Consider the following 22846-nt stretch of genomic DNA (forward strand, 5'->3'; position numbering starts at 1 on the left):
ATGCCGTTGGTGCAATTTCCGGTAGTGGGATCTGGCCGCGCAGTGGCGGTCGTCACAATATATTCGGCGCTACCGTCTTATATCTAATTTTTGAGATATATTAAAAACGGGGTGATCTGCGCTGCGGTGCAGTGTCGCAAGGATCGCCGCTTCAGGTAACATCCCACGTATCCCTGTCAGGACGCGCGAAGCTGTGGCATCGTCAAGTCCCTCAATCGGTTCATCCAAAAGTAGCAGTTTCGGCTTCCGAAGCAAAGCGCGCGCAAGTGTCAGTCGGCGCGCCTGACCGCCTGAAAGACCCGTGCCGCCCTCGCCAAGCTGTGTTTCAAGCCCGTCCCGCGCGCGCACGACATCATCAAGCGCAACAGCCGCAAGTGCGCGCCACATCTCTTCATCCTCCGTCTCGCCAGAGAGTGACAGGTTCTCGCGGATCGTCCCCGCGATCAACGCACTGCGTTGCGGCACCATCGTGACTATGTTGCGCAATTCCGCGTCAGGCCATTCCGCGACCCCTGTGCCGAGAATAAAGACGCCTTCACTGGCGGCCATACCGGCAATCTGCATCAGCAAGCTGGTCTTGCCGCCGCCGCTTGGCCCGGTCAGAACCGCCGCCTTGCCTGCTTCAAGTTGAAGCGTCAGATCCGGGGTGTCGACCGATAGAACCGGCTCATCAGGCTTGGAGTCCGGCCTGACCGCCGTTGCGGGTATCGGTCCGGGGGCTTTCCCGATCCGTTTTGCCGCACCTGCCATCCTGCCGAAGTCGGCCACACCGCGCGCAAAAGGTGGCAGGGCTTCGGCCAGCGCCAGCGCAACAAAGACGCCAATAGCGCCGGTTGCCGGGTCGAGCGCACCTTGCCCGACAAAAGCTGCCCCCACCAAAAGGGCCAGCCCCGTCACCGCCGCGGTCAGAACCGAAAGCGCGGCGATTGCGTTACGATCCGAAAGGTCAAGCGCCCGCATCATCTTGCGCGTCGAGGCATCAATCGCCAGCAGATCGGCCTCACGATCGGCAATGCGGGCGCGCAAGATCAGCGCCTGACGGTCCCGGATCATGTCGATCATGCCGCGCCGCAAGGCCTGCGATTGTGTTTCGACCTGATCCGACGGAACGATGCTTTGACGCGCCAGCCTCCAAAACACCAGAACCGCGACCGGCACATAGCCGAGCAGGACGGCAGCGGCAACTGCCCACCCGGCCAGCCATGCAAGCGCAAGAAAGACGACCAGATGCGTAAGCAACGCGGCCAGCCCGGGCAGGACAAACCTCAGAATGACACCGTCGAGCGCATCGACGTCCGAGATGATGCGGGTGAGTTCCGCCTCACCGCGCAGGCGGGCCAGTGCTCTTGCATCAAGGCCAACCTGACGGCGCAGCAATGTCACCCGCAGCGCCGCCAGTGCCCGCAGGGTCGCATCATGGGTCAGCAGCCGTTCGCCATACCGTGCAGCCGTGCGACCCAGTGCCAGAAACCGGACACCTGCCGAGGGGCGAAACACGTCAAAAGCAATGCCAACACCCGCCAGGCCAGCGATCCCCGTTGCGGTGATGAACCAGCCCGACAGACCCAGAAGTGCCGCCCCCATCAACAGAACGATCACCGAGAGGGCGGCGCCACGGATCATGGATTTGGGCTCTGCCGTCAGCAGCATACGGATGATGGGCAAAAGCGCCTTCATGACCCCACCTCTACAATGGCGTCCATCGCGCCAAAGACGGCCGGATCATGCGTCGCCACGATCAGACTGTGGCCTGCGTCTTTCAGCCGTTTCAGCGATGAAATGGCAAGCTGTGCCGTTTCGGGGTCAAGATCTGCTGTCGGCTCGTCCGCAAGGATGAGTTCGCGCCTGCTCAGAACCGCGCGAGCAATCATCAGGCGACGCGCTTCGCCACCCGATACGCCGCCACCCGTTTCACCCAGACGGGTGTCCAGCCCATCGGGCAATCGCCTGACGATCCTGTCTGCCTCTGCAAGCTCAAGGGCGTTCCGGAGCGCGGCTTCATCCGCGTCGGGGTCAAGCCAGTCGCGCAGTGTTTGATCGGCAAAATGTGGGGTTTGCGGCACCATTGCGATACGCGCGCGCCACGCGTCTGCCGTGTCCTCACCCAACGTCTTGCCACATACGGTTATGCGCCCCCGAGCGAGCGGCACAAGACCTGCAATGGCCTCAAGTGTTGTGCTTTTGCCGGCACCGCTGGGGCCGACAAGCGCGAGGGATTCACCCGTGTTCAGCTTGAAGTCCGGCAATGGCAATATCCGGTCCGAATACGCGACAGCGGCTCCGCTGACCGCGAGCGTGATCGGGCCGCGCAAAGGTGCAGTTTCGCGCGCCGTGCCCAGAAACGCCACGCGCCCGGTCGTATCAAGCTCTTCCAGTTCGGCCAACACCGACAAGCCCGCCGCGCGATCATGCCACGCTGCAGCAAGATCGCGAAAGGGCTGAAAGAACTCGGGTGCGATCAGCAAAAGAAACAGGCCTTCCCCAAGTCCAAGCTGGGCTCCCCAGCTTCCGAAGGTGATTTCCCCCAACAGCGTGAAGCCCACAAAAACCGCTACCATCGCGACACCGATGGCGCTGAAAAGTTCCAGCACAGTCGATGACAGAAAGGCCACACGCAGCACTCTCATGGTCTTGACGCGCAAGGCCTCGGCCCGTTCCTCGAAATCCGCCGACGCGCTCTCGATCGCGCCCAGCAGGCGGATGTCGAGCATCGCCGAAAGCCGGTCCATAAGCATGGCATTCATCGTGCCGACTTCGACCATCTGTCGCCGCGATGCTTCCTCGGCTGCCATACCGACCAGTGCCATGAAAACGGGGATCAACGGTCCTGCGACCAGCAACACGAGCCCTGCAACCCATGAGAACCAGAATGTCACCGCCAGCAAGACAAGGGGCAGGATCGCCACGCGCACCATGGCCACATGATACCGCGTGATCCACGGCTGAAGGAGCGGTAGCTTCTGCACGGCAAGCGCAGCGACCTCGGCCGAACTGACGTCGGCGCGCGCGCGTGCCTCGCGCGAGATGAGAGCCGCACGTTCACGCGCAATGGTCCGATCTGCGGCGTCAAAAAGGCAGGCGCCGGCCGCCCGCGTCAAGAGCGCGCGCAGGACGCCGCCCAGAGTGAAAAGCGCGGCTGCAATGCCGGTTCGGGTCATTTCACCCGTCACCCAGCCCGAAATGGCCCATGCCAGCGCACCCGCCTGCACAGGCCAGATCAGACCAGACGCAACAGACAACACACCGGCAACGCGCAACTGACGCGCCACCGGCGCAATGATCCGCGCAGTAGCAAGCCTGCGACTTGATTTCGTGTTTTGCTGCTCCGGCCTTGCCATGGTTCTGTGCTTTCCGCAGTTGCTCTGGCGTGGCGACGGGCGACTGAAACTCACACCGAAAGCACTTCCCTGACCATTTCGTATAGAGGATTGGGCGCAACCGGCACTAGCCCGTATGGCGAAAACTCTGAATTTCTCCGTTTATTGAAGCTTTGTCCTGAGGTCTGCACCCGTCATTGGCCCGAAGGTCGATTTCGCGCGTCCCGCAATGAGACGCCCCTATGATGCACTTCCAACGCTATTGCAATTGTGCGGCCAAAACTCTGTTTCGTGAACCGGTCATTTCCATCAAGCATAGCGCGAGGTTCCAACGGATGAAATTGTCGTCCAGATTGACGCGCTCGGGGCGACACACCCGATTGCGCGCTCGGATCCATGCGCGCTGTTCCGTTAACACTACGTCACCCAGTTTCGCCCGCGCAGCTTTGTAGAGCGCACCAAGACGACCGTCAGCATCTGCCAAGGCTGGATATGAACAGATTACCTCTGCGGCTGGATCAAGATCGCCGTTACAATCAAAGCTCGGCCCCTTTATGTCACTTGTCCAATCAGGCAGCCACTCGGGAAATGCGATATGTAATTCTGGTGCCCTGGACCAACTGCCCACCGCCCCCAGCAGAAGAAACCGGTTGATCGGATAGCCGCGTTCGAAATCGAGTACCCGGACCTCAATAAGGTCGGCACCGCGTCCATGTACATAAGTTCCTTCTCCTCCCGGAAAGTGAATGTTCTCGTTGAAGGTGCGCGCATACCATCGACCGTCATCACCGCGGTAGGCGCTACACTGCACTGGGCCAAGACCAGACAAGAGCCCTTCAGTGAAAAACGCGCTTGGATCGTTGCCCGGCACCAAGCGACTGACAGTTGTAATGGCGGTTGTCTTTTCTGAAACTACTTCCGGAAACCTCCCTCGCGCGAATTTCGTGGAGGCGACGGTCCAGGTTCCATCTGCGGTGAGATCTGGATTGCCAAGAGATTCCACGGATGACGCAATGCCGATCTGCATAGTACGTCCCGTGTTGGCCCGAACCAGAAAGCTGCATGCGGCGCTCGCGCCCACCCCGGTAATCTCGGTCGGGTAGTCCAAGGCAGACGTCAGAACAGTTGCTTTGATCATTGATGCCCCTATGAAACTATCAACCAAGACAAACCGTTCGTCTATTGGCCGCGTGTCAACCAGGTAACTGTCTTTCGTAAGCATTCCGAATACAAAATCAGGTGAGATTTGCCAGTTCGACATCCGCCCTGCGATCTCAGTGATCGCGGCTTGTGCCTGGCCATAGAAACTTTGTGCCATTTGCTGAGTAAGGCTGTCTGTCAATGGCGTGCCAGCCGGGATCTGAATAGCCGAAGGAATTTCAGAAAAGGGCGCGTGGAATCCAAGCACGCCGTCCACGTGAATGAAACGACTTGGCCAACTGGGCAACCCACGCATGACGATGGCGCTGCCACCAAGGAACGCAATCGCGCAGGACGAAAGACAACGGTCGCCTGGCCCGACGAATGTGGTCGCGGCAAGTGCCGATATCGTGTCCGCGATCAAAAGACCTTCGTAGAAATCGCCGCCGTCACTGTCGAACGACACGACAATGTCCTTGAACATATCGACGTTCCAATCGGGCTTTTCTTCCCGCAGCATTGCCCCCAGTCTGTCTGCATCTCCCGGCTCGATCCGACCTTCGACGCGCAGGTGTGGCATCATGGCGAATGATTTGGCATCACCTGCTGCCATGGGTTCGCCGACAGTCTGGGCCGGATAGACATACTGGAATTCGACTTCTATCGGGTCAGACCAATAGATTTTTGCCGCGAGAGCAGGTGCGACATTCAAAGCGCACATCACAATGGCAGTTATCAGCCTTGAAGCCACCGAAAACATGTTCCCTCCATCACATATTCTTCAAGTGCGATCCCAAGGCCGCCGTTACCCAGGGTGGTGCGAGTTTCATCAATCATTGGACCGTAGAGTTCGTGAAAGCTCGTAGCGTACTCGCAGATTGCATGATTGGTGGTCTTCGGATCACACTGAGCAAACATGTTGAAAACTCCCAGATTGAACGGGGGTTTCGCACAGATTGCCAAGCGGTCGAGACTATCTGTAATTTCGGCGATCGCGAGCCGAAACTCCTTTTGACCGGCTTGATCCAACTCACCGACGATCGTGTTCTCAATAAACGCCTGAATGGGAGCACTGGACGCACCATAGCCGGCTTCCTGCAAAAGACGTACGTCCTCCCAATGGGAATACCATCGGTCGTTTAGAAAGCGCCGGTTCTCGCCGAGCTGACCTTGACTGAACTCTTGCACCAACGACATTGCTGTATCAACGTGCCGATCAACCCGCGTAAGAGATAGCTCGAACACTGCGTAGGCACCTGCCAGGATAAGCGCGATAAATTGAGCCGTTTCAATATTGGCAAGGCGCTTGATGGAGCGCCGCGAGCTCGAACTCCGCTGGGTCTGCGCCGGTTTTTCGCTACTCGCACTCATTCAATCTGAGCTCCGCCACCTTGTCCTCCACGTCACCTGAAGCCCCTTTACGAGTGAACTTGGTGCCCTCTTTGGCGTCCACCACATCGTCGAACCTGTCGCGAATGCATGTAATCTGTTCCCTTGAAAGAACGACGACCACGGCTTTCATATTGACCGGAAGGTGGCCGAGCCCCGGCAAATCCCGCATCTGTTTTTCGGTGAAACGGATCACGCTGTCTTGCAGTGAATTCAGGGTGCTGGCGGAACTGATCTGACCTGGAGACGGCTTGACGACGCTGTCTTCGCAGAAGCCAACAAAAACAAGGCTCGGCCCAATGCCAACAGCATCAAGGTACATGTCTGCTTTTGCCCTTAGACACTCCGCCTGACTGAGGTAGAGCAATGGGCCGTGTGCTTCAGGCTCAATGGCAGGATCCTGTGCTGCGACAGGCCCTGACGCAGCGCCACCAAGAAGAAAGGTCAAAAAGAATGCCCTTAAAAGCCAAGAAGAAACACGCATTGTAATAGCATACCAAACGGCTGGTGAATCACAAAACTCAAAGTTGCGGCAACTATGGCAACCCAGACTGTTCCGACCTTCCGCGAGCACCGTCAAGACTCACTGCATTCTGCGGATTTCCTTGGAAAATCTTTGACCTGAGCGCGTTGGTTTAAGGCATCGCGTTGATACCTTTCAGGTGTCGAGTTCCTGCTTGGTATATTGGCTGAACCATGTTGATTATGCTCGCTACATCAATGGCTCAACACGAGTCAGGCTCACACAATTCCAGCTTGGTTCGATAAAGGTTGCCCTTCATCCGCTCGAAAAAGCAAACCGCTATCGCGGGATATCTCGACCCCAAGACCATGCGGATTGATGGGTCACGGGATACGAGATCAAGAACAGGGAGACGTCAGATGATGCCGTTGAACCTGACCGGTTGAAACCAGTCGGTGGGGGGGCACACCCGCCCCGGGGGGCTGCACCGGTCTACATCCAGGAGATCATCGCGCGCCTGAACTCCATCTTTGGTCAGGCGACGCCTAGCGAAGAGCAGATCAGCTTTGTGAACCAAAACGCGGCGATCGCCTCGAATAACGAAGTGGTCATGGCGCAGGTGGAGAATAACTCGAATGAGCAGGCTCTGAAGGAAAAACACCCGGTATTGTGGACAATTGGACTTTGGATTTCTCACCTTCACTAGCGCAGCCTTCCTTCGCGCTTGCAGCATGCATTTCGCTGCGTTGCAGTTCACCTCTCCGATGCGGTCATTCAGCCGGGCACGGTAGCGATAAACCCCAATCTCGCCTTCTCCGCGCGGTGTCAGAGCCTTCGAGAAGCAGTACGATACGCACTATGATTGTGGCCGCGCCGGCTTTTGCGAGAGTCCATAAACAACGCAGTTCACTTGACCGTCAGTGCGTTAAGGCTCAACTCCCATCGTTTCCAGTAGTGTCGCTTCCATCACCCACCAGCCACGCCGATAATCCGCCCCGGTATAATACAAATGGACCGTCCCGGTTGATGTATTGAAAAAGACCTGAGGCGCGATGATCTCATCGGTTTCCCAAGGTGGTCCAGACTGCGTCAACAACGGTTGTTCAAGGGTTTCGTAGGGCCCAAAAGGATGTCTGGCACAGCCCGCAAAAATTGCTTCTTGGGTGCTCGAAATTTCACCGGTTCTAGCTGCAATGTAACCGCCGTCCGGCATCTGCGTGATTTGACCCTCCATTCCGATTGGCGCGTCTATTTCTCGAAACCCTGTCCAACTGCGCCCGTTGTCGTCTGACTGCGCGCCCAACACCCAAACCCGGGTTACATTCTGAAAATCATCCCATCCCAGGAACGCCATCAGCAGTTTACCGTCATGATCGATGACAGATGGCGAGGTGATCACCCGAACGTTCCTGCCCGCCATGCGTCCTAGCGGCACCACCGGATCGGGAAGCACAGTGTAAGGCCCGTCAAATGCGCCCGCGACAGCAAGGTAGATTGCGGATTCGTAAGTTTCCTCGTTTGCGTAGCCGATGAAATAGATTTGATGCTCACCATCCGGTCCAAGCCGGTAGAAAGGCGTTTCCTTGGATTGCGGCATGGCGGCGCCGGTGCTGGCCCCCAGCAATGTGCCTTGCCGTTCCCATTCACCGCTTGTTGACTGGCTAGCCAGCTTTATGGACGGAAAACCGCTGTCGTCACCAGTATAGATCATACGGAGGTCATTTGATCCATCGCTGATGACATGTCCGTCAGAGGCAACTTCGTATGACCCAAGGGCAAACCGGTCCCGGAACACGGGTTCTTCGGAGCGTTCCCAGGTTCCTTCAAGGGAAGGACAATTTGCCTGTTGTGCTTGGGGTGCGGTGCATGACGCTGTGAAAAACGCCAAAGATATGACTGTGCGTATCAGCATGGTGGGTTCCCTCATTTTTCAGGTCGTCGCGTTGCGAAGCGGGCTGTGATCGTCACTGTAACGCGGTCGTGTCAAGCAGCGCCGTTCGGTCCGTCTTCACCTGCCATTCAAAAGTTTCCAGAAATCCCAGTATCCGGGCGGACAGGTCATCGTGGATCGCCTGCCGCGCACGGCCCCCAGCATCATCGCACAATGGGTCAGGTTCCCCTTCACGTGCGAGGATTTCCGCACCTTTGGCGGTGCATTGTGCCAGAAAGCTGAAGTGGCTCGCATCCGGTACGATTTCGTAGCGCGCGCTGGGGATCATCTCCGCTGCAGGGCGTGCGTAAACACCAGCAGGAACATGCGTTTCTTCGCCAAGATTGATCACCAGCATCGGGATATCAATTGTCGACAGGCTTTGCTTGGTTAGCGTGCTGACAATGCCGGGGTCGATGATCACTGCCGCCCGAATGTGTGGATCACGCAGGTCCTGCCCAGCAGGTGACAGATCCATGGCGTGCAGGTCTATGCCTCCGCGTTTCAGAAAAGCACAATCCGACATGCCCTGATCGCCATTGTCACAGAAGTTTTGCAGGGCATCCGGATCGACCCGCGCACCTGCAAGCGCCATGGCTGTGTATCCTCCAGCTGAGAAGCCCAGAGTTGCGATCCTGTCGGTGTCGATAAAAGGATACGCCTGCGGGTGCTCCACCATTTCTGCAATCACGGCAGAAATATCGGCGGGCCGTTCCCAAACGCGAACGGCGGCTTCGGCGGATGCGTTTCGGCTGGTCGTTCCAGGGTGATTGGGCAGTACAACGACGTAGCCCGCCTTGGCCAGTTTCGATGCGATCCAACCGAACTGGGTGGCATTCCCACCAGCACCGTGGGATACTAGGATCACTGGATATCGGCCCTCGGCCGAAGGGGCGTCACGCCCGGCCCGCGTGCCGTGGAAAACACCGTTGCCGCCCACAGTCACGTCACGCCTGCCCGGAGTGGCGGGATACCAGACATGGAAATCGACGGATTTGTCCCGAACGGGTGCATAAGCACTGCCATAGGTTATTCCTACAGTGCCATTATAGGCGGGAGCAGATACATATATGATCCCCCATGTGCCGAGCCCGAGTATCGCTGCAATCGCGAGTATCTTCGTCAATAACTTGAACTGTGCCATGTGAAACACTCCTGTTCTTTGTGCGGTGTCCCTACTATCTGAACCGACTTCACGAGAGTTTCGTCCTCAAACGCGTTTCAGGTCGCCCTTGAACACGTTCGAGGATAGGTTTCCGGACAGAAACTCAGCGCCGGAAACACGATATGATCTTTGTCCCGTTGCCTTTATTCGCGACGATCTGCCTGCTCTTTGTCCTTGCCTACATGCTTCGGACTCGCGATTTCACCGTGCAATCCAACGTGCTGTTTACCTTGTTGGTGGGCCTCTATGCGCTTCAGTCGTTTCTCTTGACGCTAAGATGGGGATACGCGCGCGACGAACTTGGGCCCGAAATTGCAATGCTCGCCCCCGCTCTGCCGGTCTGCGCCTACCTCGCGTACCGAACCCTGATGGAACGACTGACGTTTCGCCAGCTTTGGCCAATGGCCGTCGTGTTGATGAATTGGATTATCCTCGCCGTGTGGCCATGGCTTGCCGATGCCGCAATTCTGCTTACCTATCTCTTTTTCGGTGCGGCGATCTTGTGGAGTCTTCGCGCAAAGGGAGCGAACCTCGCGCTCGCGCGACTTGAAGAGGTCGGAAAGGCGGCAGGGGCGATGTTCATGACAGGTGTCGCGCTTATCATTTCTTCCGTCGTCGATCTGTTCGTGTTTGTCGATTTCATGCGAACGGGCGGTCAGAATGTCGGCCCCACCCTTGGCCTGATGCAAATCGGCTTCCTGTTGTGCATCGGCATTCTGGCGCTTTGGGGCCAGTCAAGCGGCGCACGTCCGCACAAGCTAGAACCCGAGATCGCAGCCCCTTCTACCACCGAAGAAGACGAAGCTATTATGGCGCGGCTTGATGATCTGCTGAATGAGCATAAATTGTACCGAGATACGGACCTCAATTTGCGGCGTTTGGCGCGACGCTTGGGGTTGCCAGATCGTCGCGTTTCGCAGGCAATCAACAGAACCCAATGCATCAGCTTGTCACAGTACATAAACGGTTTCCGGATCAGGGATGCCTGCGGGCAGTTGGCAAAAACCGATCAATCCATCCTGCAGGTTTCAATGGCAGCTGGTTTTCTGTCAAAATCGAACTTTAACCGCGAATTCCTGCGTGTCACGGGACAGACGCCGACACAATGGCGACAATCCAGGCAGTGTGAGCCCGACCCCAACGATGCACCTAGTTGAAGAGCAGCAGTTTCAGGACGGATAGGGCAATTCGAGGAAACGGACATTCACGAGTGGCGCAGCATCATGAAAACCCGAGCTTTGTCATTGAATTCATCGGCAATCTCGAAGTGACCGTTGTCGAACAGAAAAAGACACCTAGCGATCGCGATACCCGGGGCCACCGCATGGAGCGCAGAAACCACTTTGATCGGTGCCGCACTTCGAACGATTTTCGGCGATTTGCAGATTAACGGAGTTCGAGCTTGATCATCTTGTTGGTGCGTCGCCTCTTGTGCGCCTTCGTCGAATCCATACTTCCGCACACAAGAGGTTGGAAACCCAACTCAATGTCACCGCCGCAAAGTAGGCCGCGCTACTTTCATTCCCGGTGCCCGCCAGCACCGGCACCCAGACGCTGAACGTAATGAAGAAGAAGGCCAGCGAGAAACTCCGCAAAACCCATTCCCGATGTAAAGCGATGTTGCCGTTTATGATCGTCAAGTAGGCAACCAAGGTGGTTGTGAACCAACAAAAGCCTAACAGGAGGAACGATAACCTCGCAGCCAAGCTCACGTCAAAAAACATCGCATTGATCACTGCCGCGATGCTCGCAAGATAGGCACTTGAAACGTAGGCCCGACCAATCCAGCGGTGGGCTTGTTGAAATCGAATGCGGATTTGTGTGTTGAACTGGATAATCCCGGTGATCAGGGCGATACCGCCTGCCAAGGCATGTAACTGGAAAAACAGCGGCAATGCGCGACTCTTGCCAGTTTCGACAAAACCTGATCCGGCTGCGATCGCGAAGCCCCCGTAAAGCACACATGTGACCGCAAAGACGGCCCAGAGTGCACGTGCTGCGGCGCGCCACTGCATGAAATGACATTCAAGCATAAGCATTCCCTGGTCGAGCAATTCTCGGCGTTTTCTGGAATGTCGAAAGTTCCGAGACAGCGGCCCGCTCAAGACGGTCGCAAGACCCCGGTCCTCGTGGGTGATCGCTGCCGGAAACCAAATCAGTGGCCATCGACCCCGCGTAACCAAGCGACAGGATTGTGACGGCGACCCAGACGCGCTTTCTCCGAAACCGCAGGCCGATTAACGCGGCAAGGCCGAGTCCCAGACAGATTTCGAAGATCATGAAAATCCGGCCATTGTAACGTGGATCCCAGTAGGACACGGGCGAGCGGAATACCCAATCCGTGAACGGCACCCACTGAGCACGCGCATCGTCATGGTGCAGCAGGAAGTCAGTGCCGACATGCAAGAGCGCAGAGCTGGCAAAGACGAGCACGATCAATACGACCCTACGCGACAACAGACCAGGCACGAGCAAGCCCGCGAGGCTGAGGGCGATGAGAGTGAGATATGCTGGGATCGAGTTCAGCAGAATTTGCAGCGTTGTCCATGGCTCCTCCCAATAGCGATAGTGGAACACCTCGCATCCGCTGGCCCCTCGCATCCGCTCGATGACGAACATCGCCCATACATCGGCATCCGGCACCAACGCACCCAAAAGGCCAGCCAGCGCGATCGTCCGGTTTCCCGGTCTGGTGAAGACAGCGGCGCTGACCAGAAGGTGGGTTTGCGTGAACAATGTCGGCTCCGCATATTTGACAACCAAGTTGCCATCTTCTATTATGACACCCAAGTTGTCAATATGGAGCCCGGAGACCACATGACGCACAAGCAAGAAGAACTGGTCGCGCTGATCAGAGAAATCAGGACCGCATTCAACCGGCTCAAATCCGTTGCCGAAGTCCTGCATACCGATCTGGAGATCAATCCGTCGATGCGGGCGATCCTTCAGACGCTGATTAATAAGGCGCCGCAAACGGTTCCTGAAATCGCCAGGGCAAAAAGTGTCTCGCGTCAGCATGTCCAAAAGAACATGAACGCCCTTCTGCAAAAGGGTCTTGTTCATGCGCAGAACAATCCGGATCACAAGCGATCAGTGCTGTTTCTCCCCACCCTCGCGGGAAAAAAGCTGTTTGCCGAAATCCAGGCACGGGAAGAAGCACCAATGACCGAATTGGAAGAGGCTCTGGCTGCGTATGACGTTGCAGCTGCTGTTCGCTTACTGGCCTGTCTCAACAAAACGATTGAAACCATGATGGAGAAAGGAAGCTGACATGTCGCAGCAATCGAAACGGCAGGGCAAGACCTTCGGGATCGTCCTTTTCACGCTACTTTTATGGGAGATCGCGAGTCTGTGGGCCTGGAATACCTTCGCAGCGGATCTTCTGGGGCTACCGGAGATGAAATATCGCCATGCGCTTGCCCTCGGCATCCTGCTGCTTTCGGCTGGCGGGTTGCTGGCAATGCCCCGGTGGATTTCCCGGTCAGGGCGCGCGTAGTGTCCGTGAGGTCGAAAATCGTCGCACAGTTTCAACACCCATCGGGCCTGTTGGGCGGGTTGGCTGGCCGGATCATGGCGGCGCGGAAGTCGAACCGCCTTCGAAATGAAAAAACCGTCGCGTTGATGGACCTTCAGCCTGATAGCCGCGTGCTTGAAATCGGCTGCGGTCCCGGTCTGGCGCTGTCAAGATGTGCCTCTGTTGTGACGTCCGGCCGGGTGGTCGGTCTTGATCATTCAGGCGTGATGATCCGGCAGGCCAGTAGCCGATTGCAAAGTCAAGGGGTCGTCAACAGGGTGGAGTTGATAAAAGGGGGGATCGACGCGCTCGCCGGTTGGCCGCAATCCTTCGATCGCGTCTTCTCGCTAAATGTCATTCAGTTCCAGAGCGATAAGCTAGGCTTCTTTCGTGCAGCGTTCGATGTTCTGATTCCAGGTGGGCTCTGTCTGACCACCTATCAGCCGCGGCTGAACGCAGATGGTTCGGAGGCCGCGCGCCGAATGATCACCACGATCGAAGAAGCGCTTCATGCAGTCGGTTTCGAGAACATATCCAAGACCGAGATCATTGGCGGAGCCACTCCGGCGATATGTGTCGTCGGCCAGAAAAACGATCCTCACAGAAGCTGACCCACTAACAAACCAAAGGAGATTAACTATGGCACAAGTTCTTGGTATAGGCGGCTTTTTCTTCCGCTCCGAAAACTCCCATGCGCTTGCAGAATGGTACGAGACTCATCTGGGCATTCCACCAGCCCCAACTGCGCCCAACAAGCAACCCTGGATCAGCAAGCAAGGCGTTACAATCTTCTCACCTTTTCCGAAAGACAGCGACTATTTCCCCGAGGACCGGGGCTTCATGCTGAACTTCCGCGTTGCGGATCTTGATGCAATGCTCAAAGTGCTAAACGCTGCCGGGATCGAAAGCAGCGACCAAGTCGAGATGGAGGGTATTGGAAGGTTTGCGCGCATCCACGATCCGGAGGGTAATCCGATCGAACTTTGGGAACCCGTGCAAGGCTAACCAAAAAAAAATATGAGAATGAACTTCCTTGTCAGATCGCCGGATTGGCGCGGAAGCCCAAAAAATGCGGCCTCAATATGTTGAGTCACGTTGGTTGGGGTAGACTCATAGAGCTAGCGAAACCAACCGCCCTTGTTGGGCGCGATGAATATCTCGATCACCCGCGCCGCAAAAAAGTTTTCTAATCCTAATATTCGGCTTGGCCGATGAATGGCCAATCCTACCACCACACTGCGACGCTGAAATCTAGGCGTTTGCCGCGATTTTCGTGCTGCGCGCTCGCAGTGGGATATCAGCACTTCCGCTGTGGGCTCACAACTCACTACGGAGGCGGCGCATCAACGGGTCGCCGGACTATCAGTATCGCAATCATTGCCGCCCCATCGCCGACATAGACCAAGGGTATCGGCGCTGCGGAGCAGCTACTCCAGATTGGTCACACGCAGCGTTTGCAATGCTTGCACCCTGTCCAAGACCTCGGTGCAGGTCATACCTATATAAAGATTATTTAGGCATGCGCCTCAGATTGAAGACGACAGCCGTCGACCTGGACATCACGCAAAACACTTGGCATTCAAAGAAAAAAATCGCTCCACCCCGGCGTCGGCTTGGTTTGCAGTCTTGCAAAAGCGATAGCGACTTCGCTGTCGTGGGTTTTCACAAGACACAGACCTTGTTGCCAAAAGGTCATGCTGTTCGCATTGGTCAAAACTTGTGCTATCCAGACAGGTGCGCGGCTGATCAAGCGTCGTGGACGACCCTGACCGAGTATCTGCCGAGATGGACAAGCTTTCTGTCATGCACGCCTTTCGCCGCATCGTTGAACGCGGCAGTTTTGCGCGGGCGGCGGATGATCTGGGCGTTTCTGCGGCCCTTCTGAGCCGCCAGGTAAAACTGCTCGAACAGAGCTTTGGGACCACCTTGCTGACCCGGACGACTCGCTCCATGTCGCTGACCGAGGCCGGTCAGATCTACTACGACGAGGCGGCACGCATCCTCGACAACGTCGCCGCGGTTGAAAACCGCATTCGCGACGGCGCCGGGGCGGTGCGCGGTCATCTCAAGGTGAATGCCTCGACGTCTTTTGGCCAGACGGTGATCGCACCCGTCCTGCCGAGTTTTCTTGATGCCTATCCTGACCTCAGGTTGACGCTTTCTTTGGATGATCGCGTGGTGGATATGGTCGAGGGTGGGTTTGACGTTTCAATCCGCATCCGGCCGGCAATGCCGGACTCGGCGCTGGTTACGCGTAAAATCGGCCTCATGCGGCAAAGGATCTATGCGGCACCTGCCTATCTGGAACGTGCCGGAGTTCCAGGCAAGCCTGACGACATCGTGAATCATCGGGTGATCGGTTTCCTGCTTGCAGATCACCTGACCACCTGGACCTTGCACGGACCCTTGGACGCCATCACGCTTGATCTTGATCCACCTGTCCGCGTCGGCAACAGCCTTGTCCTGCGTGACCTGTTGATCGCGGGCCAAGGCATCGGTACGCTTACGGATTTCGTCTCGAACGAAGCCGTGGCGCGTGGCGAGCTTGTGCGCGTTTTGCCAGATTACGAGCTGCCGGCACCCGAGATTTTTGCTGTGACAGCGTCCCGGTTGGGAATGGATGCAAAGGTCACAGCCTTTCTTGATCATCTGCGTGCGGCCCTGCGCGGCTGACATTCTTCAACCAGCGTAAAGAATGAAGTGAAAGCCGGCCGGTTAATCCCGACCGTCCCATCCCCCATCCTCTCAGGCATCGAAACGCGAAACCTCAAGAGGATCAAATGACCCGCATTCTTGTTCTTTACTACTCCAGCTATGGCCATGTCCGCGCGCTTGCCGAAGCAGAAGCCGAAGGCGCACGCAGCATCGCTGGCACTCTAGTTGATCTGAAACGTGTGCCTGAAACGGTGCCTGACGCCGTACGCCAGAACGCTGGTTTTATCGACGACGACACGCAGATCGCGACGCTCTCTGATCTGGAAAACTATGACGCCATTATCTTCGGCACGCCCACCCTGTTTGGGATGATGGCCGGTCAGATGAAAAGCTTTCTGGATCAGGCAGGCGGCCTTTGGGCCCGCAACGCGCTGGTCGGCAAGGTGGCGGGTGTCTTTGCGTCCACCGGATCGCAGCATGGCGGGCATGAGGCGACGCTTCTGTCCACCCAAATCCCGCTTCAGCATTTCGGAATGCTGATTGCCGGGATGCCCTACACTTTCGCCGGTCAGACCACCGCCGATGGCATCGTGGGCGGCGCACCTTATGGGGCAGGCACCATTGCCGGGGCAGATGGATCGCGCGCGCCCTCCGCGATCGACCTTGCCGGCGCGCGCTTCCAAGGTGCGCACGTGGCCCGGATTGCCACGCGCCTGGCTGGCGCAAATCTGCATGAGGAGGCCGCGTGATGGCCTCGCTCACCATAGATTTTTTCCACGACGTCGTGTGCTGCTGGTGCTTCAATATCTCGTCCCGGATGCGCAGCTTGGCCGCCGAGTTCGACCTCGACATCCGGCATCGGACCTTTGTCCTGCAAGCAAGCCGCTCTGAAATGGCGTCGCGCTGGGGCAGCCCAGAGGACGCACGCGAAACCATTCTTGGGCACTGGGTGAATTGCCGCCGGGTCAGTGACCAGCCTGAGTTGGTCGACATCGTCGCCATGCGGTCCGCCCCGTTCGACTACCCACACGGATTGACCGCTGCACTGGGGTGCAAGGCGGCGGAACGGCTTGGCGGGCAGACAGCCCACTGGGACATGTTCGACCGTCTGCAACGCGCCCATTTGACCGAGGCACGTGATGTTGCCGACCCCCGGACCGTATGGGCCGTGGCACGAGAGCTCGGTTTTGAACATGCCGCCTTTGCAAGGGCTTTTCACGACCCGTCTACCACACTGGCGGTCGAGGCCGACAGGCAACACGCCCGCAAACTCCAAGTCCAATCCATCCCCACCCTCATCGTCCGCGAGACGGGCGCACGCCTTGTCAACGGACCGCGCGAAGATCTTGCGGCCCAACTGCGCGCCGCCCATCGCCTAACCGCCTGAAAGGAGACCCTGATGAACCTGTTCTTCCGCCGCACACAGGCCCGACACCGCCGCGACCTTCCATCTGGCGCAACCCGCGACCTGTCACCCCACATGATGCGCGACATCGGCCTTGAGACATGGGCTGCACACCCGCGCGACCATATTCGCCGCCTCTGGTGAGCTGATGACCCGGAGATCCACCATGACCCGCACCACCGACATTTTTCTGACCGCGCTCGCCCCCGCGATTTGGGGCAGCACCTACCTTGTCACGACAGAGGCGTTGCCTGCGGGCTATCCCGTGACGCTCGCCGCGCTGCGCGCCCTGCCCGCCGGGCTGTTGCTTCTCGCCGTCACGCGCTGCCTTCCACCGCGCGTCTGGCTTGGACGGGTCTTCCTGCTTGGCAGCTTGAACTTTGCGCTGTTCTGGGTGCTGCTGTTTGTCGCCGCCTACAGACTTCCGGGCGGGGTCGCGGCGACGCTCTGGGGACTGTGCAGGCCATGATCGTCATCGTGATGGCCCGCGGCTGGCTGGGAACCCCAATCCGGTTCGGAGCTGTGGTCGCGGCTGCAACGGGCGTCATCGGTGTCGCCCTGTTGCTGATTGGGCCAGAAGCGCACCTTGATCCCATCGGCATCGCCGCCGGACTTGGCGGGGCCGCTTCCATGGCGGCGGGCACGGTGCTCAGCCGCAAATGGCAGCCGCCCGTCCCCGCGCTCAGCTTCACGGCGTGGCAGTTGACGGCGGGTGGGCTGATCCTGCTGCCGCTCGCGCTTTTGATCGAACCTCCTTTGCCGCCGCTCACGACGACGAACCTTCTCGGCCTAAGCTGGCTTGGCCTCATTGGCGCAGCGGTGACTTATGCGATCTGGTTTCGCGGTGTGGCCCGACTTGAGCCGGGCGCTGTCTCGATGTTGGGTATGATGAGCCCCGTGACGGCGGTGATCCTTGGATGGGTCTGGTTGGAACAAGCGCTGTCACCGATGCAATTCGCCGGTGCGGTGATCGTGCTTGGGTCTGTCTGGGCGGGCCAGCGCGCGAACCGTCCACGTGCTGGCGATGCCTCGGTGCGCCCTGCCCCGACAAGGGCCAAAGCCGCCTGATTGCAACTCAAGAAAGGATCTTCAGAATGTTCAATCTTACCCTGACAAATGACGTCGCGCGGAAGGTTCGCCAGGCAGGACTGCTGTATCTCATCATCATTGTCACTGGCCTTGGCGCCGAACTTGGGCTTCGTGGTCCGCTCGTCGACTTCGAAAACGCTGCTGGCACGGCCCGTTCCATCCTCGCTGCACCGGTTCAGTTCCGGCTGGCCATCGCCGCTGACCTTTTGATGGCGCTCAGCGATGCGGGGCTTGCCGTGCTGCTCTATCTGATCTTCCGCACTGTCGCGCCGGGTCTTGCGCTCTCGGCCATGGTGTTTCGCCTGATCCAGACCGTGCTGATCGCCGCCAATCTCATGGCCTTGCAGGCCGCGTGGCTGTTTTTGGCCAGCACGGACGGTCCGGCGGATCACGCTGCCCTCGCGCTGCTGCTTCTCAACCTGCACGCGCACGGCTATGATCTGGGACTTGTCTTTTTCGGTGTGAACAGCCTGATCATGGGCGTGCTTGTCTGGCATTCAGGTCTGTTTCACCGCGCCTTTGGGGCCGGACTGGCAGTTGCCGGAGCGGTCTATCTGATCGGAAGTGGGCTGCGCTTCTTCGCTCCCGAGTTTCACGCAGGCTTCACCCCGATCTATGTCGTCACAATCCTTGCGGAAACGGCGTTTTGCGTCCGGTTGCTCCTCCAGCGGAACCCCGATTTACTGGAACTGGATCAAAACTGAACGCCGTGTCGCGCTGATTTCAAAACCGTGCAATCTATCCTATCATCACCAATCAGGAGAGATCTTATGGCTGAACGAGGCTTTACTGTCCGCGCCCTTGGTGAAATCGCCATCCGGTGCATTGATCTTGACGCGATGGTCGCGTTCTATCGCGATGTGATCGGGCTTGAACCGTTCAATGATCCGGAAAACGGCAACATCGTTTTCTTCCGTATCGCCGAGGGCTTTGGCGGCCATACCGCCGTGCTGGCCCTGTTTCGCCACGACATCGAAGGCGCAGGCCGCACCCGGGCGGGCACGTCGCCCCCTGCAACGGGTCCGGGCTCCTCGCTCCATCACATTGCACTCAGCCTGCCCTGGGAAGAGCAAGACGCGGTCATCGCCTGGTACGAGAAGCTCGGCCTGGAATATAACGTGGAAACATTTGATTGGGTCGGCTGGCGCGGCGTCTTCACATTCGACCCGGACGGCAACACCGTCGAGCTAGTCGCGAAAGAACCACGATGATCTACCCCTTTAGCAGCGGCGTCAAAGAATGCGTTCTTTGTCTGCGCAGTTGATCCTGAAGTCGCGATCAATGCAAAGCAGGGTCGCCTTCACGCATACAAGGCGAGGACATCATCGCGCCGCACTTTGCGAAAAGAATAGAAAGCAACCTCAGCAGACAATCTCACAGTCTCTGCAAGCGTCATCTTAAGCAACCATCAGGTCCGCAAGTTCCAAATCCAGCACGTCCTATTCCGGCAAACCGGCATCGCGCAGGTCGTTTAGCACGCGTTCCAGATCTGTGTCGATGACGTATTTTCCTTCATAATTATGAAGAACGTCCTGCAGAGAATACTCAGGGTCGAATTTTATTAACTGCTCAACTGCTTTGCGCGCTTCATCTCTGTCGCCCCGACACATCTGGATGATCGCCAACACGCGATATGCCATCGGCGGTATCTCGGACATGCCGTTCATGGTTTCAAGCGCATCGTCACAATTCCGCGTGTGCCATTGCACCCACGCAAGGTTCCATTTGATCCAGTCCTGGTGGAGCGGGTCCAGACGTACGACACGCAGCATCAGGTCTTCGGCCTCTTCCGCCCGTCCGCCATATGTCAGGGCTTCGGCCAGCGCGGCCATCGCGCTCGTATCGTTGGGGTTGAGCTCCAACGCCTTTCGAAAACGTGCCACCGACTTTTCAAGCTCGCCTTCCTGAATATGCATATACGCCATGGCCGTATGCGCATCATAGTATTCTGGCGCGACCTGAACGGCCTTGCGCGCATAGTTCCGCGCGGCATCCAGCTCGACGATCGGGTCTTCATCTGTCCATCCCCAGCGGTACCTGTTGATATGGACAAATGTCAGCCCGACATAGCCGTAGGGTTGCGTCGGGTCTGCCTCGACAGCCGCCAGGTTGGCCAGACGGGCCTTTTCGTTGCCCTCGGGGGTGAAGGAAAAAAGATGCTGACGTGCTTTCCAATTCAGAAGCAGGGCTGTCAGCTTCGCCTCATCCGACTTGATCGCTTTCTGACCTTCGAAATTAATCACTCGTTGGGCGACGGTCGCGACGGTTCTCTGCACGATCTCATCCTGCATCGCAAAGATATCGCCAAGGTCGCTGTTGTAGACGTGTGACCAAAGGCTCCGGCCCTCAATGGCATCAATCAGTTGAACGGTCACACGCAGCTGATTGCCGCTTTTTTGTTGACTGCCTTCCAGCAAGTAGCGAACCCCGAGCGCACGAGAGATTTTGCTGACGTCGGTGGTGCTGTCCCGAAAGCTGAAACTCGAATTTCGCGCGATGACGAAGAGTTCGGAATACCGGGACAAATCCACGATGATCCCCTCGGCGATGGCGTCGCTGAGGTAGTTGGCATCAGGGCCGACGCTCAGATCCTCGAATGCCAGGACCGCAATTGATGGCTTGGAGGGCAAAGGCAGTTCTTCTGACGACGCCTGCTGCTCCCGACCCAACACCCAGATTGCACCAAGGGCCAAAACGGCCGCTGCGATCAGGCTGAAAACCGCAAGCCTCAACCCTCCGATGCGCGCGACCCTGAAAGATCTGGCTTTCGGTTGAACCTCACCTGAAAAAGGAGAGCTCGGAACCAGCCTGTATCCCTTTTTGGGAAGCGTTTGGACGATCCTGTGATCGGCATCGTTCAGCGCCCTGCGGATGTCAGCGATGCACTGGGAAAGGCTGTCGTCAGTGACAGCCTTCTTGGCCCAAACATTCTCAAACAAATCGTCCTTTGAAACGATCTCGCCCATCCGTTCCACGAGATAGGCAAGGACTTCGGAGCTTTGATGGCGCAGATGAACCGGTTGCCCTAACCCATCCAGCAATTCCCCTGTCTGCAACGAAAAGACAAAGTCGCCAAACCGAACCTTGCCTGATGAATTCAGATCTTTTTCAGGGCTTTCTCCGGACATTTCAGCCGCCTCCATGCCCCACTAAGCCTGCGAAGACTCGCACCTTGAGGCAAGAAAATTCTCCTGCTTCCCCATTCTTTGAAAGGAAACACCATGACATTGATTTCCAAGTTCTCACCTGTTGCGGCCAGCCTGCTTTGCGCCACCACCGCTTGGTCTGCGGATTTCCAGGTCAAGCGGTCCCTTGAACTCCCATCCACAACGCCACAGGTTTGGCATCTGATCGGCGACTTCTGCGACATTGATGATTGGCACCCGAAGGTATCATCGTGTTCGCTGAAGGTCTTGGATGGGTCATTGGTCCGTGTATTGAAGACGGATACCGGTGACCAAGTGACCCAAAAGCGTATCGCTCAAGAGGAAGGATTGTCTTACACCTATAAAACGATCAGTTCCGCTTTGCCGATCGAGAAATACACGGCAACATTGTCGGTGCAGCCTGGGGAAAACCTGCTCATCGAGTGGATAGCAAACTTCTCCTCCGATGACCCTGCAATGGAACGTGTTGTGGTCGACGACATCGAAGGAGGATTGTCAGCGATAGAGAGCATCTTTGCATCGCGCTGACATTGGATACGCAGCCATCAAGAAGTCAGGCAACGGCCCGGAGAACGATGCTGCCCTGCGCTGGACCTCCCAAACTGGCCGTCGCCCCCCTAGTTTTGAAAGTTAAGTAGCGGCGATGAAATCAAGTGTCGCCTGCGCAAGGTCAACGGGCACATCTTCTTGCAGAAAATGGCCAGCATTTTGCAGAATGCGATGACGTTGACCTTCGGCACCCGGAAGGCTTTTCTGGAAGATCTTTTCACTTCCAGCCATGATCTTGTCTTCCGCGCCAAAGACCGTTAGCGCCGGGATCGGCAAGGTGCTGAGGATCTCCCATGCTGCCCGGTTGGGACCAGACGCCGGGTCATCAGGATTGTCCGGTACCAGCAGCGGGAATTGGCGTGCTCCTGCTTGATATCGCGCATCCGGAAACGGTGCATTGTAAGCTGCGACCTCGGCATCTGAGAGCTTCGACACGGTTCCGCCGCGCACGATGCGGCCCGCATTGAAGTCCTCTACGCTCTGGGAATAGTCACGCCAGCTTTGAAAGGCCGCGCCAAGTGGATGGTCGCCCGTGGGCAATGCGGTGTTGGCGATCACCAGCCGCGCGAAACGGTTGGGCATGTGCGCGAAAAGCCGCAGACCGATCAATCCGCCCCAGTCTTGGCAAACCAGCGTGATCTCGCGAAGATCCAATTGGGTGACACAATCGGTCATCCAGTCCAAATGACGCTGATAGGTATAGTCTTCACGCGCTACAGGCTTGTCCGACCGGCCGAAACCGATGAGATCAGGCGCCACCACGCGGTGGCCCGCCTGGGTGAAGGACGGGATTATATGGCGGTATAGATAACACCAAGTTGGCTCGCCATGCATGACGAGAATTGGATGTGCATCTGGAGGACCTTCATCAAGATAGTGCATCCGCAACCCGGCATTTACTGTCAAGTAAATGGGGGCAAAATCAAAATCTGCCAGATTCTGGAACCGATCGTCTGGGGTTCGCAGATATTCCATAGGGTGTCCTTTGCCTATTGAACGAGAGGCTGTGGGGTTTTCCAGAAAAAACATCAATGATCGCGGGAAAGCATAGCACAAACTCAGC

The 22846-nt window shown here is 57.4% G+C and carries 24 protein-coding genes and 1 pseudogene; 14 read left to right on the forward strand and 11 right to left on the reverse strand.

Going from position 1 to position 22846, the window contains the following annotated elements; all coding sequences use genetic code 11:
* Positions 1–69 precede the first annotated feature (69 nt).
* From MUY21_RS02730 to MUY21_RS02750, 5 genes are all read right to left on the reverse strand, one after another.
* A complete protein-coding gene (locus MUY21_RS02730; RefSeq protein WP_248408849.1) occupies positions 70–1677 on the reverse strand; it encodes an ATP-binding cassette domain-containing protein in 1608 nt (535 codons plus the stop codon).
* Entirely contained in the window at positions 1674–3338 is a 1665-nt protein-coding gene (locus MUY21_RS02735) for an ATP-binding cassette domain-containing protein (protein WP_248408850.1), read from the reverse strand. Before MUY21_RS02735 ends, MUY21_RS02730 begins: the two co-directional genes overlap by 4 nt.
* A gap of 238 nt (positions 3339–3576) precedes the next feature.
* Positions 3577–5217: a lysozyme inhibitor LprI family protein gene (locus MUY21_RS02740; protein ID WP_248408851.1), complete on the reverse strand. Its 1641-nt coding sequence runs from the start codon at positions 5215–5217 to the stop codon at positions 3577–3579.
* Entirely contained in the window at positions 5193–5828 is a 636-nt protein-coding gene (locus tag MUY21_RS02745) for a hypothetical protein (RefSeq protein ID WP_248408852.1), read from the reverse strand. The genes MUY21_RS02740 and MUY21_RS02745 overlap by 25 nt, the downstream gene beginning before the upstream one ends.
* Positions 5815–6294: a hypothetical protein gene (locus MUY21_RS02750; protein ID WP_248408853.1), complete on the reverse strand. Its 480-nt coding sequence runs from the start codon at positions 6292–6294 to the stop codon at positions 5815–5817. Before MUY21_RS02750 ends, MUY21_RS02745 begins: the two co-directional genes overlap by 14 nt.
* Before the next feature lie 457 nt (positions 6295–6751).
* Between MUY21_RS02750 and MUY21_RS02755 the strand changes: the two genes are divergently transcribed.
* Positions 6752–7015: a hypothetical protein gene (locus MUY21_RS02755; RefSeq protein WP_248408854.1), complete on the forward strand. Its 264-nt coding sequence runs from the start codon at positions 6752–6754 to the stop codon at positions 7013–7015.
* Positions 7016–7234: 219 nt separating this feature from the next.
* On the opposite strand, the gene MUY21_RS02760 is transcribed toward MUY21_RS02755, so the two are convergent.
* Both MUY21_RS02760 and MUY21_RS02765 read right to left on the reverse strand, forming a co-directional pair.
* Complete coding sequence (locus tag MUY21_RS02760) at positions 7235–8020, reverse strand: hypothetical protein (protein ID WP_248408855.1); 786 nt, start codon at positions 8018–8020, stop codon at positions 7235–7237.
* Positions 8021–8273: 253 nt separating this feature from the next.
* Positions 8274–9383 carry a dienelactone hydrolase family protein gene (locus MUY21_RS02765; RefSeq protein ID WP_248408856.1) on the reverse strand — a complete coding sequence of 370 codons (1110 nt, stop codon included), beginning with the start codon at positions 9381–9383 and terminating at the stop codon, positions 8274–8276.
* 143 nt (positions 9384–9526) lie between these two features.
* Here MUY21_RS02765 and MUY21_RS02770 point away from each other — a divergent pair, with 143 nt between their 5' ends.
* Complete coding sequence (locus MUY21_RS02770; protein WP_248408857.1) at positions 9527–10561, forward strand: AraC family transcriptional regulator; 1035 nt, start codon at positions 9527–9529, stop codon at positions 10559–10561.
* Between the two features lie 249 nt (positions 10562–10810).
* On the opposite strand, the gene MUY21_RS02775 is transcribed toward MUY21_RS02770, so the two are convergent.
* Both MUY21_RS02775 and MUY21_RS02780 read right to left on the reverse strand, forming a co-directional pair.
* On the reverse strand, positions 10811–11437 hold the full coding sequence (locus MUY21_RS02775) for a DUF2306 domain-containing protein (protein WP_248408858.1): 627 nt from the start codon (positions 11435–11437) through the stop codon (positions 10811–10813).
* Complete coding sequence (locus tag MUY21_RS02780) at positions 11430–12140, reverse strand: hypothetical protein (protein WP_248408859.1); 711 nt, start codon at positions 12138–12140, stop codon at positions 11430–11432. The genes MUY21_RS02775 and MUY21_RS02780 overlap by 8 nt, the downstream gene beginning before the upstream one ends.
* A gap of 81 nt (positions 12141–12221) precedes the next feature.
* Between MUY21_RS02780 and MUY21_RS02785 the strand changes: the two genes are divergently transcribed.
* The 11 genes and pseudogenes from MUY21_RS02785 (at position 12222) to MUY21_RS02835 (ending at position 19278) form a co-directional block, all read left to right on the forward strand.
* A complete protein-coding gene (locus MUY21_RS02785) occupies positions 12222–12674 on the forward strand; it encodes a helix-turn-helix domain-containing protein (protein ID WP_248408860.1) in 453 nt (150 codons plus the stop codon).
* A 1-nt stretch (position 12675) separates the two neighbouring features.
* Entirely contained in the window at positions 12676–12900 is a 225-nt protein-coding gene (locus MUY21_RS02790) for a hypothetical protein (protein WP_248408861.1), read from the forward strand.
* Positions 12901–12974: 74 nt separating this feature from the next.
* Entirely contained in the window at positions 12975–13529 is a 555-nt protein-coding gene (locus tag MUY21_RS02795) for a class I SAM-dependent methyltransferase (protein WP_248408862.1), read from the forward strand.
* 28 nt (positions 13530–13557) lie between these two features.
* On the forward strand, positions 13558–13923 hold the full coding sequence (locus MUY21_RS02800) for a VOC family protein (protein WP_248408863.1): 366 nt from the start codon (positions 13558–13560) through the stop codon (positions 13921–13923).
* A 750-nt stretch (positions 13924–14673) separates the two neighbouring features.
* Positions 14674–15591, forward strand: a complete 918-nt coding sequence (locus MUY21_RS02805; RefSeq protein WP_248408864.1) for a LysR family transcriptional regulator — start codon at positions 14674–14676, stop codon at positions 15589–15591.
* Positions 15592–15698: 107 nt separating this feature from the next.
* Positions 15699–16322: an NAD(P)H:quinone oxidoreductase gene (gene wrbA, locus MUY21_RS02810; protein WP_248408865.1), complete on the forward strand. Its 624-nt coding sequence runs from the start codon at positions 15699–15701 to the stop codon at positions 16320–16322.
* Positions 16322–16960, forward strand: a complete 639-nt coding sequence (locus MUY21_RS02815; protein WP_248408866.1) for a DsbA family protein — start codon at positions 16322–16324, stop codon at positions 16958–16960. Before wrbA ends, MUY21_RS02815 begins: the two co-directional genes overlap by 1 nt.
* 12 nt (positions 16961–16972) lie before the next feature.
* A complete protein-coding gene (locus tag MUY21_RS02820; protein ID WP_248408867.1) occupies positions 16973–17122 on the forward strand; it encodes a hypothetical protein in 150 nt (49 codons plus the stop codon).
* 22 nt (positions 17123–17144) lie between these two features.
* Positions 17145–18046: pseudogene (locus MUY21_RS02825) on the forward strand (EamA family transporter).
* Positions 18047–18072: 26 nt separating this feature from the next.
* Positions 18073–18771, forward strand: a complete 699-nt coding sequence (locus MUY21_RS02830; RefSeq protein WP_248408868.1) for a DUF4386 domain-containing protein — start codon at positions 18073–18075, stop codon at positions 18769–18771.
* Between the two features lie 66 nt (positions 18772–18837).
* Positions 18838–19278 carry a VOC family protein gene (locus tag MUY21_RS02835; protein WP_248408869.1) on the forward strand — a complete coding sequence of 147 codons (441 nt, stop codon included), beginning with the start codon at positions 18838–18840 and terminating at the stop codon, positions 19276–19278.
* 228 nt (positions 19279–19506) lie between these two features.
* On the opposite strand, the gene MUY21_RS02840 is transcribed toward MUY21_RS02835, so the two are convergent.
* Positions 19507–21195, reverse strand: a complete 1689-nt coding sequence (locus MUY21_RS02840) for a winged helix-turn-helix domain-containing protein (RefSeq protein ID WP_248408870.1) — start codon at positions 21193–21195, stop codon at positions 19507–19509.
* Between the two features lie 93 nt (positions 21196–21288).
* Between MUY21_RS02840 and MUY21_RS02845 the strand changes: the two genes are divergently transcribed.
* The gene (locus tag MUY21_RS02845) at positions 21289–21762 is read left to right on the forward strand and encodes an SRPBCC family protein (protein ID WP_248408871.1); all 474 of its coding nucleotides are present in this window, start codon (positions 21289–21291) and stop codon (positions 21760–21762) included.
* Between the two features lie 102 nt (positions 21763–21864).
* Here MUY21_RS02845 and MUY21_RS02850 read toward each other — a convergent pair whose 3' ends face one another.
* On the reverse strand, positions 21865–22758 hold the full coding sequence (locus tag MUY21_RS02850) for a haloalkane dehalogenase (protein WP_248408872.1): 894 nt from the start codon (positions 22756–22758) through the stop codon (positions 21865–21867).
* Between the last annotated feature and the right edge of the window lie 88 nt (positions 22759–22846).

The sequence above is a fragment of the Aliiroseovarius sp. S2029 genome, from assembly GCF_023195575.1.
Taxonomy (GTDB): Bacteria; Pseudomonadota; Alphaproteobacteria; order Rhodobacterales; family Rhodobacteraceae; genus Aliiroseovarius; species Aliiroseovarius zhejiangensis.